The organism is Caulobacter sp. Root1472 (assembly GCF_001426985.1).
Classification (GTDB): domain Bacteria; phylum Pseudomonadota; class Alphaproteobacteria; order Caulobacterales; family Caulobacteraceae; genus Caulobacter; species Caulobacter rhizosphaerae.
In genome coordinates this window covers 41,648-58,886 of record NZ_LMFX01000012.1, presented here as the reverse complement: position 1 = coordinate 58,886, position 17,239 = coordinate 41,648, and the positions used below count along the sequence as shown (strand labels likewise).

Annotated in this window: 11 protein-coding genes; 5 read left to right on the top strand and 6 right to left on the bottom strand. The window is 68.9% G+C overall.

All coding sequences use genetic code 11. The annotated features are described in order from the left end of the window. Window positions 1-23: 23 nt before the first annotated feature. Window positions 24-956, bottom strand: coding sequence for a cation diffusion facilitator family transporter (locus ASD47_RS09260; RefSeq protein WP_056754843.1), 933 nt, complete (start codon window positions 954-956; stop codon window positions 24-26). Between the two features lie 103 nt (window positions 957-1,059). Further along, on the bottom strand, window positions 1,060-2,184 hold the full coding sequence (locus tag ASD47_RS09255) for a citrate synthase/methylcitrate synthase (RefSeq protein ID WP_056754840.1): 1,125 nt from the start codon (window positions 2,182-2,184) through the stop codon (window positions 1,060-1,062). A 77-nt stretch (window positions 2,185-2,261) separates the two neighbouring features. Here ASD47_RS09255 and ASD47_RS09250 point away from each other — a divergent pair, with 77 nt between their 5' ends. After that, a complete protein-coding gene (locus ASD47_RS09250; protein WP_056754839.1) occupies window positions 2,262-3,416 on the top strand; it encodes a citrate synthase family protein in 1,155 nt (384 codons plus the stop codon). Here the strand turns inward: ASD47_RS09250 and ASD47_RS09245 are convergent. Together ASD47_RS09245 and ASD47_RS09240 are read right to left on the bottom strand one after the other, a co-directional pair. After that, a complete protein-coding gene (locus ASD47_RS09245; protein WP_056754835.1) occupies window positions 3,383-4,708 on the bottom strand; it encodes a phytanoyl-CoA dioxygenase family protein in 1,326 nt (441 codons plus the stop codon). The genes ASD47_RS09250 and ASD47_RS09245 overlap by 34 nt on opposite strands. A 10-nt stretch (window positions 4,709-4,718) precedes the next feature. Next, window positions 4,719-5,792 (bottom strand): polysaccharide pyruvyl transferase family protein, encoded by a 1,074-nt coding sequence (locus ASD47_RS09240; protein ID WP_082564540.1) that lies wholly within the window; start codon window positions 5,790-5,792, stop codon window positions 4,719-4,721. A gap of 170 nt (window positions 5,793-5,962) precedes the next feature. Between ASD47_RS09240 and ASD47_RS09235 the strand changes: the two genes are divergently transcribed. After that, complete coding sequence (locus ASD47_RS09235; protein WP_056754830.1) at window positions 5,963-7,090, top strand: glycosyltransferase; 1,128 nt, start codon at window positions 5,963-5,965, stop codon at window positions 7,088-7,090. A 56-nt stretch (window positions 7,091-7,146) separates the two neighbouring features. Here the strand turns inward: ASD47_RS09235 and gltB are convergent, their stop codons facing one another. Then, window positions 7,147-11,676 carry a glutamate synthase large subunit gene (gene gltB, locus ASD47_RS09230; RefSeq protein WP_056754828.1) on the bottom strand — a complete coding sequence of 1,510 codons (4,530 nt, stop codon included), beginning with the start codon at window positions 11,674-11,676 and terminating at the stop codon, window positions 7,147-7,149. A 144-nt stretch (window positions 11,677-11,820) separates the two neighbouring features. Continuing rightward, on the bottom strand, window positions 11,821-13,266 hold the full coding sequence (locus ASD47_RS09225; RefSeq protein ID WP_056754825.1) for an NAD(P)-dependent oxidoreductase: 1,446 nt from the start codon (window positions 13,264-13,266) through the stop codon (window positions 11,821-11,823). A 451-nt stretch (window positions 13,267-13,717) separates the two neighbouring features. On the opposite strand from ASD47_RS09225, the gene ASD47_RS09220 reads away from it, so the two are divergent. From ASD47_RS09220 to ASD47_RS09210, 3 genes are all read left to right on the top strand, one after another. After that, window positions 13,718-15,214 carry a phosphomannomutase/phosphoglucomutase gene (locus tag ASD47_RS09220; protein WP_056754823.1) on the top strand — a complete coding sequence of 499 codons (1,497 nt, stop codon included), beginning with the start codon at window positions 13,718-13,720 and terminating at the stop codon, window positions 15,212-15,214. A gap of 224 nt (window positions 15,215-15,438) precedes the next feature. Next, entirely contained in the window at window positions 15,439-16,248 is an 810-nt protein-coding gene (locus ASD47_RS09215) for an undecaprenyl-diphosphate phosphatase (protein WP_056754820.1), read from the top strand. 136 nt (window positions 16,249-16,384) lie between these two features. Continuing rightward, window positions 16,385-17,239, top strand: a complete 855-nt coding sequence (locus tag ASD47_RS09210; RefSeq protein WP_056754818.1) for a WcbI family polysaccharide biosynthesis putative acetyltransferase — start codon at window positions 16,385-16,387, stop codon at window positions 17,237-17,239.

Below are 17,239 nucleotides of genomic sequence, written 5' to 3'. Positions count from 1 at the left end.
TCGGCAAGCCCGGCGATGCGCGCTCAGCCCGGCGGCGCCTCGCCGAACGCCCCGCCATGCGGCTCGGCCGCGCCGCGCGGATCGGGGTGAAGCAGGATGTCGGCGGCCGGAAAGACCTCAAGGACGCGGTTCTCGGCCGCCACCATCACCGCATGGGCGACGCTCAGGACCAGGGCCGGATCCAGGTCCATGTGGGCTTGCACATGCATGTAGGGGCCCGAGGCTCGCGTGCGCACCTGGTGGACACCCAGCACCCGGGGGTCGGCGGTCAGCAGGGCGATGATCCGTTCGCGATCCTCCAGCGGCAGCTCGTGGTCCATCAACTGGTAGGCCGCCTCGCGGAACACGCCGATCGCCCCCCACAGCAGCCACAGCGCCACGGCCAGGCCGGCGGCGGCGTCCAGCCAGGCCAGGTGCAGCAGGCTGGCCGCGCCGAGGCCGACCAGCGACACGGCGTTCGACGCGAGGTCGGCGGCGTAGTGGGCGCGGTCGCCCGACACCGCCACCGAGCGCGTCCTCTTGGTCACCTCGGTCTGGGCCCGGATCAGCAGCAGGGTCAGGACGATCGAGGCGGCCATGACGCCGACGCCCAGGGCGCCATGCTCGGGCGGCGCGGCGCGGCCGAACGCGCGGATCGCTTCCTGGCCGATCAGCGCCGCCGAGGCGAACACCAGGCCGCCCTGGGTCAGGCTGGCGAAGGCCTCGGCCTTGCCATGGCCGAAGCGGTGTTCGGCGTCGGGCGGGACGGCGGCGTAGCGCACGGCGTAGAAGGTGATCAGCGAGGCGACCAGGTCCAGGCCGCTGTCGGCCAGCGAGGCCAGCATGGCCACCGAATGCCCCATCAGCCAGGCCACGCCCTTGATCGCGATCAGCACGGCCGCCACGCCCACCGACAGGGTCGTGGCCCGGCGGGTCAGCACCAGGGATTCGGCGGCGGTCAGGACGGGAGCGGACATGACGGCCTTTTAGCAAGGCCGGGCGCACAGCCCCAGCGCGAACGACTCGCGAGGGCGGTGATGCGGACGGGGACAGGCACATGTGCCTGTCCCCAGCTGTTCCCTAAGCCGCCGCCTTGGTCCTCGGCCCCACATAGACCGACTGCGGGCGCACGAGCTTGCCGGTGGCCAGCTGTTCGCGGGCGTGGGCGATCCAGCCGGCGGTGCGGCCCATGGCGAACACGCAGGTGAACGACGCCGGCGGCAGGCCCAGGGCCTCCAGCAGCACGGCCGTATAGAACTCGACATTGGTGTCCAGCGGCCGGTCGGGCTTGTGGTCGCGCAGGATCCGCAGGGCGGCCTGCTCCACCGCCTCGGCAAAGGCCAGGCGGCCGGGGATGGCGTTCGACGTATGGGCCAGCTGGCGGATCGCGGCCTTCAGGGCGTCGGCCCGCGGGTCGCGGACCCGGTAGATGCGGTGGCCAAAGCCCATCAGCCGGTCGCCGCGCGCCAGGGCCGCCAGGAGCCAGGCCTGGGCGTTGTCGGGCGCGCCGATCGCGTCCAGCATCTCGATCACCGGCCCGGGCGCCCCGCCGTGCAGCGGGCCCTTCAACGCCGAGATCCCGGCCAGCACCGCCGAGGTCAGGCCGGCGCGGGTCGAGGCCACCACCCGGGCGGCGAAGGTCGAGGCGTTCAGGCCGTGGTCGCAGACCGTGACCAGATAGGCGTCCAGCGCCCTCGCCTCCCCGTCCGTGGCGGGCGCGCCGCGCGTCATCGCCAGCATGTCGGCGGCGTGCGACAGGGCGGGATCGGGGGCGACCGGCGACTGGCCGGCGGCGACCCGCAGCACGGCGGGGGTGAAGACGGCCGGAGCGGCGATCAGCAGCAGGGCGGTGTCCAGGCCTTCGCCGTCCGGCAGGCGGGCGATCAGGGCGCGGACAGCCTCGACCGGATCGCGTTTGGCCAGGCCCTCGTCGAGCGCGGCGACCTCGGCGAAGGCGCGGACCCGCGCTTGGCCCAAGGCCGGGGCCAGGTCGGACGGCATGGACTCGAAGAAGCCGTCCAGCAGCAGGTGGGCGACGTCCTCGAAACTGGCGCGATGGGCCAGGTCCTCGACGGGGTAGCCGCGGATGGTCAGGCGGCCGGCCTGGCCGTCGACGTCCGACAGCACCGTATGAGCGGCGACGACGCCTTCCAGGCCCTCGGCGACAGGGCTTGCGGCGGGAACGGCGGAAAGACCCTTGGACATCGATGAGGTCTCCTTTCGACCCACAATCCACGCTCCCGAGGCTTGATCGTCAATCTTGATCAATATAATCAATGTAAATGGCCGAATGGATCGACGCGGAACAGGCGATGGCGATGCTGGGGGTGCGGGCCCAGACGCTGTACGCCTATGTCAGCCGGGGGCGGGTGGGCGCCGCCGCCCATCCCGACGATCCGCGCCGCAGCCTCTACCGCGCCTCCGACGTCGCGGCCCTGGCGGCGAAGAAGGCCCGCGGCCGGCGCGCCGCCGACGTGGCGGCCGAGGCCATCGCCTGGGGCGAGCCGGTGCTGCCCTCGGCGATCACCACGGTAGAGGGCGGACGTCTCTTCTATCGCGGCCAGGACGCCGTCGACCTGGCGCGGATGCACAGCCTGGAGCAGGTCGCCCGCCTGCTGCGCGGCGGCCACGGCGCGCCGCTGACCGGGCCGGAGCCCAGAAAGCCGAAGAAGGGCGAGACGCCGCGCGCCCGGCTGTTCTCCACCCTGGCGGCCCGGGCCGGGATGGACCCGCCCGCCAGGGGTCGCGCACCGCTGGCCCTGGCCATGGAGGCGGCCGGCCTGCTGGAGGCGGCCGCCGACGCCGTGGCCGGATCCCTTGGCGACGGTCCGATCCACCAGCGCCTGGCCGAGGCCTGGGCGCTGGACGCCTCGGGCGCCGACCTCGTCCGCCGGGCCCTGGTGCTGCTGGCCGACCACGAACTGAACGCATCGACCTTCGCGGTGCGGGTCGCCGCCTCGACGGGAGCCTCCCTGGCGGCCGCGTCGCTCGCGGGGCTGGCGGCCCTGTCGGGTCCCCTGCACGGGGGCATGGCGGCGCGGGTGGAAATGTTCGTCGACGAGGCCGAGCGTCGGGGTCCCGCCCGCGCCGTCGCTGAGCGCCTGGCCCAGGGCTCGGCCATGCCGGGCTTCGGCCACCCGCTCTATCCCGACGGCGACCCGCGCGCGGCGGCCCTGCTGGGCGCCTTCAAGATCCCATCCGTGATGGCCGACCTGCGCCGCGAGACCGAAGCCGCCACGGGGCTCCTGCCGAACATCGACTTCGCCCTGGTGGCCATGGCCCGGACCCTGGACCTGCCCGCCGACGCGCCGTTCAGCCTGTTCGCGGTGGGTCGGATGGCCGGCTGGCACGCCCACGCGATCGAGCAGCTGCAGACGGGGAAGTTGATCCGGCCCCGCGCGCGCTATGTCGGCGAGCGGCCGCTCTCCCCGCCCTGACGCGCCGCGTCCGACAGGTCGAGCCAGAGCGCGCCCTCCTTTTCGAACGCGGCATAGGTCCTCAGCCGCAGCTCGGCGCAGGCCGATCGACCGGTCGACAGGTCGAACCCCACCGCACAGGCCGGGCAGAACAGCCGTCCGTCGCGATCGCCGCCATCCGCCAGGGCCACGCCGTAATGGGGACACTCGGCGTCGACCGCCGACAGGCGGCCGCCCCGCCGGGTCAGCAGCACGGCGCGATCCGCCCAGGAGACGACCAGCCGCCCGCCCTCGGCCAGCAGCGAGGCCGGGCCGATCTCGCAGAGCCCGGGCGCATCGGACGACAGGCGGACGCGGGCCGGCTCGATCCGCCGCGCGACCGCCGACGGACGCGGGGGGCCGAGGTTGTCCTCGCGTCGCACGTGGGCGATGGCGTCGAACGCGCCGGACTCGATATCCTGGGCCTGGCGCCAGAATTCTCGGGCGTAGAACGTCGCGGGATCGAAGGTCGGCCTGCCGGCGTTGAGGCGCAGCGAGACGGCGACGCGGGTCTGGCCGGTGATGTTCAGATGCGTTCCGTGCAGGATCTCGGGATCGAAGATCAGCATCTCCCCCGCCGCGAGGGGCGAGAAGGTCGGCGCCGGCAAGGGCTGGCCGGCGGCGACGTAGAGGGTCCGCCGATCCAGATCGACCCGCTTCGGATCAAGCTCCGGGTAGAGCACCATACCGGCCTCGGCGGGCACGTCGCACATCGCCCACCAGATGTTGACGCCGTCGCGGGAATGGCCCGACCAGCTGTCGAGGTGGGGTCCATGCGCCCAGGCCGCCGGCGGGTGCCCACGGTGATAGCCTGTCGGATCGTAGATCGGGTCCTTCACGCGGCGTGAAGCCGCGAGCTCTCGCACGGCGGGACTGACCCGGCCGATCCCTGGATTCTCGCCCGGACCGGCCGAACGCCTGGCCACCGCATAGGGCAGATTGATGCGCAGGATCAGGTAGTCGTCGACATGGAAGTCGCCGCGCCAGCCGAGCACCTCGCGCCCGACCTTGACCGCCATGCGCAACAGGTCGTGGCGGAGCGGTTCGAGGACAAGGTCGCGAATCCGCCCGATCTCGCCCGCCTCGACCACGTGATGCAGTTGGCCAAGTCCCTCGGCGCCAACCCGCGCGGCTGCGGCCTGGCCCTTGATCTCCGCCACGGCGGCGACGATCGCGGCGACGATGCGGGCGTGCAGGCCGCCCAGGCCGTCCAGACTGGCGGCGTCGTAGACACGATTGAAACCGCGCAGTGTCGCCTCGGTCGCCGGGGGCATGGCGGGCGCTTCAGGATTTCGCACGTTCGCCCTCCACCTTCCGCCGCTCCACGGCCGCCGCGAAACGCTCGAGGCCGGCGATCGTCACCTTCTCCATCGCCGCGACACCGGTCGCCGCCTTTGCGCGGCTGCGGTGATAATCGTCGACGGAGGCGGCGCGCGACATAACCGCCGACACCACGTCGTCGGTCCGGGTCAGATCGATGTCCCACGCCTCCATGCCGGCGGTGGTCACCATCGCCCGGCCACGCTCGTCGTACGACAGGTGGATCGAGTGAACGCCGAAGGACAGGCATGGCAGGAAGGCGTGCAGCCGATAGGAGACGTTCAGGCGGCAGTCCCGCAACGCGGTGATGTAGTGCTCGACATCGGCGAAATAGAGGTGGGGCGTCTCGGGGAAGGCGGCCGCGAAATCAAGGTCCATGTAGTCGTGACAGACCAGATGGACGACCTTGCCGTACTTGCCCTCGAGCGCCGCGACCAGGCGCCGAACGTCCTCGACCGTTCGCCATTGCAGCGGCGCGGGCACGCTCATGCGCGAGGGATGACGGATCGACAGCAACACGCGTTCGCCCGGCGCACGGTCCCGCGGGTTCTCCGGCATGAACAGAGACGGGCAGCCGGCCATCTCCACATTGCCTGCGCCCAAATCCTCTAGCAGGGCGAGGGAGGCTTGGTCGCGCACCATCGCCACGTTAGCCTTGGCCACCAGCTGTCGTATCCGCGCGGGGTCCATCGAGTCGCTTCGGTGCATCAACTCACCCGACGTGTCGTGTATCCGGCCGTGTGAAAGGCCGATCAGCATCATTGGAGGCCGCAAGGCCTCCAGGGCCTGGGGATCAAGGGTCAGCTGCCCGTTCTCGAAGAGATTGCCGCCGCCGACGAGAACGCCGTCGGCGAAACGATTCATGTCGTAGACCTGACGCGCCGTCAGCCCGCCCCAGCCCCCGTTCGTCAGGGCTGGCACGTCCACTATACAGACATCGTTCCCGAAAACCCTGTAGAGCAGGTCTTGAGTCGATTTCTTGATAAGGTCATTTCCTATGTTTGGCAGAAAAGATCTTACACAAAATAAGGTCGTCATTTTCGCTACGTCTCCGCGCGAATTATTGTACGTGACAGAACAGAGTATGGGATTTCTGCAGCGGAAGCTGAGGGACCGCGTGATTCGAGATTTTGCTCCGGCTCCCCGACGGATCTACTCTATTATCCTGATTGCATCGGCGGCAATAGTCGCGTCTTAGAGGATCGCAGATGAACGACCCGGCGCGACCCCGACCGCGGCTCACGGTCAGCGTGCTGACCCGAAACGCGGAGAGCCGGCTCGCGCCGCTGCTGCGCCAGGTTTCCGCCTTCGCCGACGAGATCGTCGTGGGGGTGGACGTCGATTCCCACGACCAGACGGCCACCGTCGCCAGCCAGTTCGCCGACGTGGTGTTCCCGTTCCGCCACGCCGGTCAGTTGGCGGCGGCCCGCATGGAGATCTTCGAGCATGCGACGAGCGACTGGATCCTGGTGCTTGATGACGACGAGCGGCTGGAAGACGGGTTCGCCGAGCGGTTGCCGGAGCTGATGCGCGATCCCGTGGCCACCCACTACTGGTTTCCGCGCAAATGGATCGTCGACGAAGACAAGCGTGAATATCTGTTCGCGCCGCCCTGGAGCCCCGACTGGCAGATGCGGCTGTTCCGCAACGATCGCTCGCTGGTCTGGAAGCCGAACCGCCCGCACAGCGGCTATCATGTCATGGGCCCCGGCCTGTTCGAATCGGACGTGGCCCTGCTGCACTACGAACCGGTCTGGTGCTCGCCCGAGGACCGGGACGCCAAGCTGCGGACCTATGCCGCCGGCGCGCCCCGCGATGGGTGGCGGGCCCACTACACGATTCCACGGCACACGCCGCGCCGCCCTTACGAGGCCCCCGCCCTGGTTTCCGAGAGCCATCCCCGGAAGCATCCGGTCCGGCTGATCGTCGGCGTTCGCGAGCCGCCGGTCGAGCCGCCGCTTCCGTCATGGGGCATGGAGGTCGTGAAGGTCGACATGGTCGCCGCCACCCACTGCGGCTTCGAGGTTGTCGCGGCCGTGACCGTGCGCAACACCGGCGCCCTGGCCTGGTGGCCCTCGTGGGGCATCCGATCGGCGTCGCTGTATTTCAGCCACCATCTGCGCGAACCGAAGGGCGGCGAGGTGGTGCAGTGGGATTGCGAGCGCACCCTGACGCTGAAGGTGACGCCCCCCGGCGGCGAAACCACCTATCTTCACACGTTCAGCGCGCCGGCCGAACCTGGCGACTACCTGCTGGAATGGGGCATGGTCAGCGAAGGCGAGCGATGGTTCAGCGTGCGGCCGCCCCACTACAGCCCGCTTCACGTCGTCGCGTGAGGCCGCCGACCGCCGCCGAGACGACGGCGGTCATCCAGACCTCTCGGGCCGCCTTCCTAAGCCCGCTCGTGCACCGCCTCTTCCGCCGCCAGGGGCTGCGGCAGGCGCGAGACCATCTCCTTGGGGCAGACCTGCCAGAACAGGTCGCGCACCCGATCCCAGTCGCGCAGCAGGCTCTCGGCGAAAACCGAGTCCGTCTCGCGGGCGTGCTCGGCCACCAGCGAGCGCAGCACGCCTTCCCAGTAGGGCGAGGCCAGGCGCTGGACCAGGATGCTGTCGGGATTGACCTGGCTCTCGAACCGGCCGTGCTGGTCGAGGACGAAGGCCATGCCGCCCGTCATGCCGGCTCCGAAGTTGCCGCCCGTCGGGCCCAGGATCACCACCTGGCCGCCGGTCATGTATTCGCAGCCGTTGGCCCCGCAGCCCTCCACCACCGTGGTGGCGCCGGAGTTGCGGACCGCGAAGCGCTCGCCGGCCTGGCCGGCCGCGAACAGCCGGCCCGAGGTGGCCCCGAACAGCACGGTGTTGCCGATCAGGGTGTTGGTCTCGGGCGCGGCCAGGCCGCGGGCGGGCTTGATGACGATCGTCGCGCCTGACAGGCCCTTGCCGACATAGTCGTTGGCCTCGCCGGTCAGCTCGATGCGCAGGCCCTGGACCGCGAAGGCGCCCAGGCTCTGGCCGGCCGAGCCCTTGAGCTGGACGGTCAGGTGGCCCGACGGCAGGCCCTTCATGCCGAACTTGCGCACGATGTGGCTGGAGGTGCGCGAGCCGATCGAGCGGGCGGTGCTACGGACCGTGTAGGTCAGCTGCATCTTCTCGCCGCGCTCCAGCAGGGGCGCCGCGTCACGGACGATCTGGGCGTCCAGGGTGTCGGGCACGGCGTTGCGGCCGCCCTCGACGGTGCAGTACGGCTTGTTCTGGCCGGGGTCGGCGCGGACCAGCAGCGGATTCAGGTCGAGGTCGTCCAGGTGCTCGCCGCCGCGCGACACCTGGGCCAGCAGGTCCGTGCGGCCGACGATTTCCTGCAGGCTCTTGAAGCCCAGGCCGGCCAGGATCTCGCGCACCTCTTCAGCCACGAAGCTGAACAGGTTGATGACCTTTTCCGGCGTGCCGGTGAACTTGGCGCGCAGGGCCTCGTCCTGGGTGCAGACCCCGACCGGGCAGGTGTTGGAGTGGCACTGGCGCACCATGATGCAGCCCATGGCCACCAGCGAGGCGGTGCCGATGCCGAACTCCTCGGCGCCCAGCATGGCGGCGATCACCACGTCGCGGCCGGTGCGGATGCCGCCGTCCGTGCGCAGCACCACCGAGTGGCGCAGGTTGTTGAGCGTCAGCACCTGGTTGGCTTCCGACAGGCCCATCTCCCACGGACCGCCGGCGTACTTGACCGAGGTCTGGGACGAGGCGCCGGTGCCGCCGACATTGCCGGCCACCAGGATGACGTCGGCCTTGGCTTTCGCCACCCCGGCCGCGATCGCGCCGATGCCGGTGGCCGCCACCAGCTTGACCGTGACCCGGGCGATCGGGTTGATCTGCTTCAGGTCGTAGATGAGCTGGGCCAGGTCCTCGATCGAATAGATGTCGTGGTGCGGCGGCGGGCTGATCAGCATCACGCCGGGCGTGGCGTGACGCAGGCGGGCGATCATCTCGGTGACCTTGAAGCCGGGCAGCTGCCCGCCCTCGCCGGGCTTGGCGCCCTGGGCGACCTTGATCTCGATCTCGCGGCACTGGTTCAGATATTCGGCCGTGACGCCGAACCGCCCCGAGGCCACCTGCTTGATGGCGCTGTTGGGGTTGTCGCCGTTCGGCAGGGGCTTGTAGCGCGCGGAATCCTCGCCACCCTCGCCCGACACCGACTTGGCGCCGATCCGGTTCATGGCGATGTTCAGCACGCCGTGCGCCTCGGGGCCCAGGGCGCCCAGGCTCATGCCGGGGGTGACGAAGCGCTTGCGGATCTCGTTGACGCTCTCGACGTCGTCGGTCGAGATCGGGTTGCGGTCCGAGCGCCAGTCCAGCAGGTCGCGCAACTGGATCGGCTTCTGGGTGCGCAGGCCGTTGGACCAGCGGCGGTACAGCTCGAAATCGCCGGTGTCGCAGGCGCTCTGCAGGGTGTGGATCAGCCGCGCCTCGAAGGCGTGGGCCTCGCCCGAACGGCGCAGCTTGTAGAGCCCGCCGACCGGCAGGGTCACGGCCGTCTCGCCCCAGGCCTTGCGGTGCAGCTCGACCGCCTTGCTCTCCAGGCCGGCCAGGCCGATGCCCGAGATGCGCGAGGGCATGCCGGGGAAGAACTCGGCGGCCAGGGCGCGCGACAGGCCGACGGCTTCGAAGTTGTAGCCGCCGCGGTACGAGGAGATGACGCTGATGCCCATCTTGGAGATGATCTTCAGCAGGCCGCCTTCGATGGCTGTCTTGAAGTTGATGCAGACGTCGCGCAGCGACTTGTCGCCGACCAGGCCGCGCTCCAGGCGGTCCTGGAAGCTTTCCTGGGCCAGGTAGGCGTTGACCGCCGTGGCCCCGACCCCGACCAGCACCGCGAAATAGTGGGTGTCCAGGCACTCGGCCGAGCGGACGATGATCGAGACGTACGAGCGCAGGCCCTTGTTGACCAGGTGGGCGTGGACGCCGCCGGTGGCCAGGATCATCGGCAGGGCCACGCGGTCGGCCTGGCTGCCCTCGTCGGTCAGGACGATGGCGCCGCAGCCGCGCAGCACCGCGTCCTCGGCCTCGGCCCGGATGCGGTCGAGATTGGCGCGCAGGGCGTCGCCCGGACGCGCCTCCTCCGCCGGCAGCGGCATGGTGCAGTCGATGACGGCGACGTTCTTCTGGCCCAGCAGGCCATGGATGCGCTCGTACATGCCGGTGGTCAGCACCGGGCTTTCCAGCACGTAGACATCGGCCTGGGCCGCGTCCTGGGCCAGGATGTTGCCGAGGTTCTTGAACCGGGTCTTCAGGCTCATCACGCCGGTTTCCCGCAAGGGATCGATCGGCGGGTTGGTCACCTGGCTGAAGTTCTGGCGGAAGAAGTGGCTGAGCGGCCGGTACTTTTCCGACAGCACGGCCAGGGGTGCGTCGTCGCCCATCGAGCCGACGGCTTCCTTGCCCTCCTCGACCATGGGGGCGAGGACCATTTCCAGGTCTTCCAGGCTGAAGCCGGCGGCGGCCTGGCGGCGGGTCAGCTCCTCGCGGCCGTACTTGCGCGGTTCGGGGCCGGGGCCGATCTCCTTTTCGAGATCGACCATGTTGCCCAGCCAGTCGGTATAGGGGTGGCGATCGGCCAGTTCGTCGATGATCTCGTCTTCGCCGTAGAGCTTGCCGCCCAGCAGGTCGATGGCGATCATCCGGCCCGGCGAGATCGCCAGCTTGCGCGTGATGCGGCTTTCCTCGACGCCGCACATGCCCGCTTCGGAGCCCATGATCACCAGGCCGTCGTCGGTATAGGCCACGCGCAGCGGGCGCAGGCCGGAGCGGTCCTTGCCGGCCACGACCCAGCGGCCGTCGGTGGCGCACAGGGCGGCCGGGCCGTCCCACGGCTCCATCACCGCGTTGCAATAGCTGTAGAGGGCCTTGTGCGAGGCCTTCATGTGCGGGCCGTTGGCTTCCGGGACCAGCAGGGTCTTGGCCATCGGCGCGTCGCGTCCGGCCCGGACCAGCACCTCGAAGGTGTTGTCCAGGTTGGCGCTGTCGGACCCGCCCGGCTGGATGACCGGCTTCACGTCGTCCCCGAACTCGCCGAAGGCGTCGGCCGCCATCTTGATCTCGTGGGACTTCATCCAGTTGATGTTGCCCTTGATGGTGTTGATCTCGCCATTGTGGGCCAGCATCCGGAACGGCTGGGCCAGGCGCCATTCGGGGAAAGTGTTGGTCGAATAGCGCTGGTGGAAGATCGCCACCGCGGCGCTGAAGCGCTCGTCCTTCAGGTCGGGATAGAACTCGTCGATGTGTTCGGCCAGGAACATGCCCTTGTAGATCAGGGACTTGGCGGAGAACGAGCAGATGTAGAAGCCCGACAGGTTCTGCGAATGGACGCGCTTTTCGATGCGCTTCCGGCACAGGAACAGGGCGCGCTCCAGCGCCTCGCCCTCCAGGCCCGCCGGGGCGGCCAGCATGATCTGCTCGATCTCGGGACGGGTGGCGTTGGCCTTCTCGCCGATCACCGAGGTGTCGACCGGCACCTGCCGCCAGCCATAGATGTAGAAGCCGAAGCGCAGGGCCTCGGCCTCGACGATCGTGCGGCAGGCCTCCTGGGCGCCCAGGTCGGTGCGCGGCAGGAAGATCTGGCCAACGGCGATCGGGCCCTGGCGCAGGGCGTGGCCGGTGCGGCGCACCTGATCGATGAAGAAGTCCTGCGGGACGCTGACCAGCACCCCGGCCCCGTCGCCGGTCTTGCCGTCGGCGTCGACGGCGCCGCGGTGCCACAGGGCCTTGAGGGCCTTGATCGCCAGTTCGACGACCTCGCGGCGCGGCTGGCCGTCGATGGCGCAGACCAGGCCCACGCCGCACGCGTCGCGCTCGGTCGAGGGATCATAGGCGTGGCCGTCGATCAGGGCCTGGCGGTTCTTCAGGTACAGTTCGATGTCTTGGGCCATGGCGGCCTCCGAAGAGTTTTCTTGGTCCGCCCTCGTCCCCCAGGCTGTCTTGGCGACAGACTCAGGATGAGGGCTACTGAAGTGTCGTTGGCAGTCTGAATTCCTCATCCTGAACTTGTCGAAGGACGAGGAATTCAGCCCCATTTATTCCGCCGCGATCGAAACCGCGGAAACCTTGGCCTGCAGGTACTTGTGCATGGCGTCGGCGGCGTCGCGGCCGTCCTTGATCGCCCAGACCACCAGCGAGGCGCCGCGCACGATGTCGCCGGCCGCGAACACGCCGTCCAGATTGGTCATCTGGTGGCGGACGTCGGCCTTGACCGTGCCCCAGCGGGTGGTCTTCAGGTCCGGCGCCGACCACAGCTGCGGCAGGTTCTCGGGCTCGAAGCCCAGGGCCTTGACCACCAGCTGGGCCGGACGGTCGAAGTCGCCGCCGTCGATCTCTTCCGGAGTCTGGCGGCCCGAGGCGTCCGGGGCGCCCAGGCGCATGCGGATGGCGCGCACGCCGGTTACGGCCTCGGCGTCGCCCTGCAGGGCGCGCGGGGCCGCCAGCCACTCGAAGGTCACGCCCTCTTCCTCGGCGTTGGCCACTTCGCGCAGCGAGCCGGGCATGTTGGCCTTGTCGCGGCGATAGAGGCAGGTGACCGAGGTCGCGCCCTGGCGGATGGCGGTGCGCACGCAGTCCATGGCGGTGTCGCCGCCGCCGACCACCACGACGTCCTTGCCCTCGGCGTTCAGCTCGCCGCTGTCATAGGCGGGAACCTCGTCGCCCAGCGTCTTGCGGTTGGAGGCGATCAGGTAGTCCAGGGCGGGCACGACGCCCTGCGAGCCCGAGCCCGGGGCGGTCAGGTCGCGCGCGGCGTAGACGCCCACGGCGATCAGCACCGCGTCGTGCTGGTCACGCAGCTGCTGCAGGGTGGCGTCGCGGCCGACCTCGAAGCCCAGCTTGAACACCACGCCGCCATCGGCCAGGCGCTGGGTGCGGCGCTCGACCACTTCCTTTTCCAGCTTGAAGCCGGGAATGCCGTAGATCAGCAGGCCGCCGGCCCGGTCGTGGCGGTCATAGACGGTGACGGCGTAGCCTTCCTCGCGCAGCCGTTCGGCGGCCGACAGGCCGGCCGGGCCGGCGCCGATGACGGCGACCGACTGGCCGCGATCGGCCTTGGCGACCAGCGGCTTGACCCAGCCCATCTCCCAGGCCTTGTCGGTCAGGTAGCGCTCGACCGAACCGATGGTCACGGTGCCGTGGCCCGACTGCTCGATGACGCAGTTGCCTTCGCACAGGCGGTCCTGGGGGCAGATTCTGCCGCAGACTTCAGGCATCGAACTGGTGGCCTGCGACAACTCGTAGGCTTCCTGGATCCGGCCCTCGGCGGTCATCCGCAGCCAGTCGGGGATGTTGTTGTGCAGCGGGCAGTGGGTCTGGCAGAACGGCACGCCGCATTGCGAGCAACGCGAGGCCTGCTCGGTGGCTTTCGCGTCGATGAAGTCGGCGTAGATCTCGTGGAAGTCGCCATTGCGCTCGCTCGCCGCCCGCTTTTCGGGCGTCTTGCGGGCTACCGTCGTGAATTTCAGCATGCGCTCGGCCATGCGACTTCCCTCGTCCCTGCTGCCAGGGAAAAATTTGCGTGCGAGCGCCTCATACGGACTCTTGAGGGCAAGAAGAATGCGCTAGTCAAAACTATAGACGAATATATCCGTGGCGGGTGTGGAGCTATTGCGAGCGAATCGCAGCAAGCGCTCCATTTCGTCTACTTTGTTGACTCATCTCGTCTGGCAGCCCGCAATCGCAGCGAAGATCGGTACCGGAGCGTCATCGGCGGCTCGCCCCGGATTGCCTTGGATCTGCGGCCACTCTAACACAGCCCCTTCGCATCGTTCCGGCCGGGCCCAACGCCCGCGTCCGCCTCGGGAGAAATCGTCACGAGCTCCGGATAGTCGCGCCGGGACTTCACCCGAGCCCAGGCTTGGCAAATCGGCGAGAGTCCGGAATCGTGCCGCCGCCACCCTCGCCCGCCCCTCAACAGCCGAAATGTGATTGATGTTCTCCAAGCCCCGCGCCGATCTCGTCCCCAACACGGCCGCCTATGAGAATGAGCCTCTGGTCAAGGCCACGGGGTTCCGGGAATACGATGCACGCTGGCTGTTCGGGCCCGAGATCAACCTGTTGGGCGTCCAGGCCCTGGGCCTGGGCCTGGGGACCTACATCCACGAGCTGGGCCAGTCGCGTATCGTGGTCGGCCACGACTTCCGGTCCTATTCGAGTTCGATCAAGAACGCCCTGATCCTGGGCCTGATCAGCGCCGGCTGCGAGGTGCACGACATCGGCCTGGCCCTGTCGCCCACCGCCTATTTCGCCCAGTTCGACCTGGACATCCCCTGCGTGGCCATGGTCACCGCCAGCCACAACGAGAACGGCTGGACCGGGGTGAAGATGGGCGCCCAGAGGCCCCTGACCTTCGGCCCCGACGAGATGGGCCGCCTGAAGGCGATCGTGCTGGGCGGCGCCTTCGTCGAGCGCGACGGCGGCAAGCTGATCCGGGTGCAGGGCGAGGCCGAGCGCTACATCGCCGACGTCGCCAAGCGGGCCCAGATCACCCGGCCTCTGAAGGTGATCGCCGCCTGCGGCAACGGCACGGCCGGCGCCTTCGCCGTCGAGGGCCTGCAGCGGATGGGCGTCTCCGAGGTCGTTGGCATGGACACCGACCTCGACTACACCTTCCCCAAGTACAATCCGAACCCCGAAGACGCCGAGATGCTGCACGCGATGGCCCACGCCGTCCGCGAGCACGGCGCCGACCTGGCCTTCGGCTTCGACGGCGACGGCGACCGTTGCGGCGTGGTCGACGACGAGGGCGAGGAGATCTTCGCCGACAAGATCGGCCTGATGCTGGCCCGCGACCTCGCACCGCTGAACCCGGGCGCGACCTTCGTGGTCGACGTCAAGTCGACCGGCCTCTACGCCACCGATCCGATCCTGGCCGCCCACGGCTGCAAGGTGATCTACTGGAAGACCGGCCACAGCTACATCAAGCGCAAGAGCGCCGAGCTGGGCGCCCTGGCCGGCTTCGAGAAGAGCGGCCACTTCTTCATGAACGGCGAGCTGGGCTACGGCTACGACTGCGGCCTGACCGCGGCCGCCGCCATCCTCGCCATGCTGGACCGCAATCCGGGCGTGAAGCTGTCGGACATGCGCAAGGCCCTGCCCGTGGCCTTCACCTCCCTGACCATGAGCCCGCACTGCGGCGACGAGGTGAAGTACGGCGTGGTCGACGACGTGGTGAAGGAGTACCAGGACCTGTTCGCCGCCGGCGGGTCGATCCTGGGACGGCAGATCACCGAGGTGATCACCGTCAACGGCGTGCGGGTGCATCTGGAGGACGGCTCGTGGGTGCTGGTCCGCGCCTCGTCCAACAAGCCCGAGATCGTCGTGGTGGTCGAAAGCACGCAGTCCGAGGACGACATGCGGGCCCTGTTCCGCCAGGAGGTCAAGCCGCGCCTGGGCGACCGGGTCGGCAAGTACAACCAGGAAATCTGACGCGGCTTTTCCCTCTCCGTGCGGTCGCCCGCTTTTCGGGCGGGCGAACGCCGGCGGACGAACGAACGACACGAAATCGGGGCAGGACGGGCCTGGACGGCCGCCGGGCTCGTCTCCACGGTTCCGCGACGCGGGCCGGCGGATAAACCCGATGCTTACCCCGCTCCCCGGGCGGGACTTTTTGCGGCGGCCGCGCCTAGGCCCGGCCCTTGAGAGGACTGACGATGCCGGATTGGCTGATCGCGATCGTGCTGGGCCTGGTCGAGGGCCTGACCGAATTCATTCCCGTGTCCTCGACCGGGCACCTGCTGCTGACCAAGATCGCCCTGGGCCTGACCGATCCGGCCTGGGACACCTTCATCGTCCTGATCCAGCTGGGCGCGGTGCTGGCCGTGGTCGCCGTCTACTTCCAGCGCCTGTGGCAGGTGGTGGTCGGCCTGCCGACCAAGCCGGAAGCCCGGCGCTTCGCGCTCAGCGTGATCATCGGCTGCATCCCCGCCTTCGCCGCCGGCCTGCTGCTGCACGGGGTGATCAAGCACTTCTTCGAGAACCCGTTCCTGCCGCAGGTGATCTGCGTGTCGCTGATCGTCGGCGGCTTCCTGCTGCTGTGGGTCGACCGCTCCAAGCTGCCGGTGCGCGAGGAGGACGGCATGGCCCTGTCCCTGAAGACCGCCTTCCTGATCGGCCTGTTCCAATGCCTGTCGCTGGTTCCCGGCGTGTCGCGCTCGGGCTCGACCATCGTCGGCTCGATGCTGCTGGGGGTCGAGCGCAAGGCCGCGGCCGAGTTCAGCTTCTTCATGGCCATCCCGATCATGGTCGGGGCCTTCGCCCTGGACCTGCTCAAGAGCTACAAGGACATCGACCCCAGCCACGCCGGCACGATCGCCATCGGCTTCGTGGTGTCGTTCCTGTCGGGCCTGGTGGTGGTCAAGACGATGATCGCCTTCATCGGCAAGCGCGGCTTCACCCCGTTCGCCTGGTGGCGGATCGTGGTCGGCGTGATCGGGCTGGGATTGATCTACCTCCCGCGCTGAAAACGCGGGCCAGGTCCGGGCGCCCGGCCTCCGGACCAGCCGCTTCTTTCATTCGCACGGGTGGGGAACTATAGATCGAAAGCTATCGTTTGGCGTCAAGGCCCAGCTGGGCCTTGGTGGGGGTGAGGTAGGGGTGATGGCGAAGCGTATCCTCGTGACCGCGGCATGCACCGCAGACACGATCGCGGCCGGCCTGCGATTGCTGCTCCCCGACTTCGATGTTCAATGGCGGCATGTCGCGCCGCTGTTGTCGGCCGAGCCCGATCCCGAACTTGAACAGATGGTCCGCGACGCGGACCATTGGATCTATCTCAAGCGCCCTGAAACCGTGGCGCTGTCCCAGCGTCTCGGCCACGGCGTCCCCGTGCCGGAAATCGCCTTCAACGCTTTTCACCCGGACGAGGTGGCTTCGCATCACCAAGGCGGCGTCGTCATGGGCCCGACCGACTCATTGCATTCGGCGATCGGTCTGTGGGCGTTCACGAACGGCTACGGAGCGCGTGACGCCGCGCAGCTCTTCACGTCCCGGGTCTTCCAGGATCTCGGCTATCTCGACTGCTGGGCGAGCAGCGCCGCCGAGCTGGAAAAAAGCTGCCAGGACACCGCGGTCGACTACGACCGGATGATGCGCCGCCTGAGGCGCAAGATGCCGTTCATGACTACGGTGAGCCATCCGCAGGTCACCGTCACGGCGGAGATCGCGCGGCATGTCGCCGAGAAGCTCGGCTATCGTGGCGACGCTTCCCTCGACCCGATCGAGGACTTCATCACCGATCGGATGCGCGATCTGGTCTGGCCGGTCTATCCGGCGATCGCCGAGCGCTACGGCTTTCGCGGCTCGATGCGCTGGCGCAGCGGCGACGCCATCTACAGCAACGTCGAGACCTATCTGGACGCCTGTTACAAAAGCTACGCCGCCCACGACGGCGGAGTCTTCTGCAACCGCTTGAACGACAAAGCCTACCAGGCCGTACTGGAACGACACCTGTGA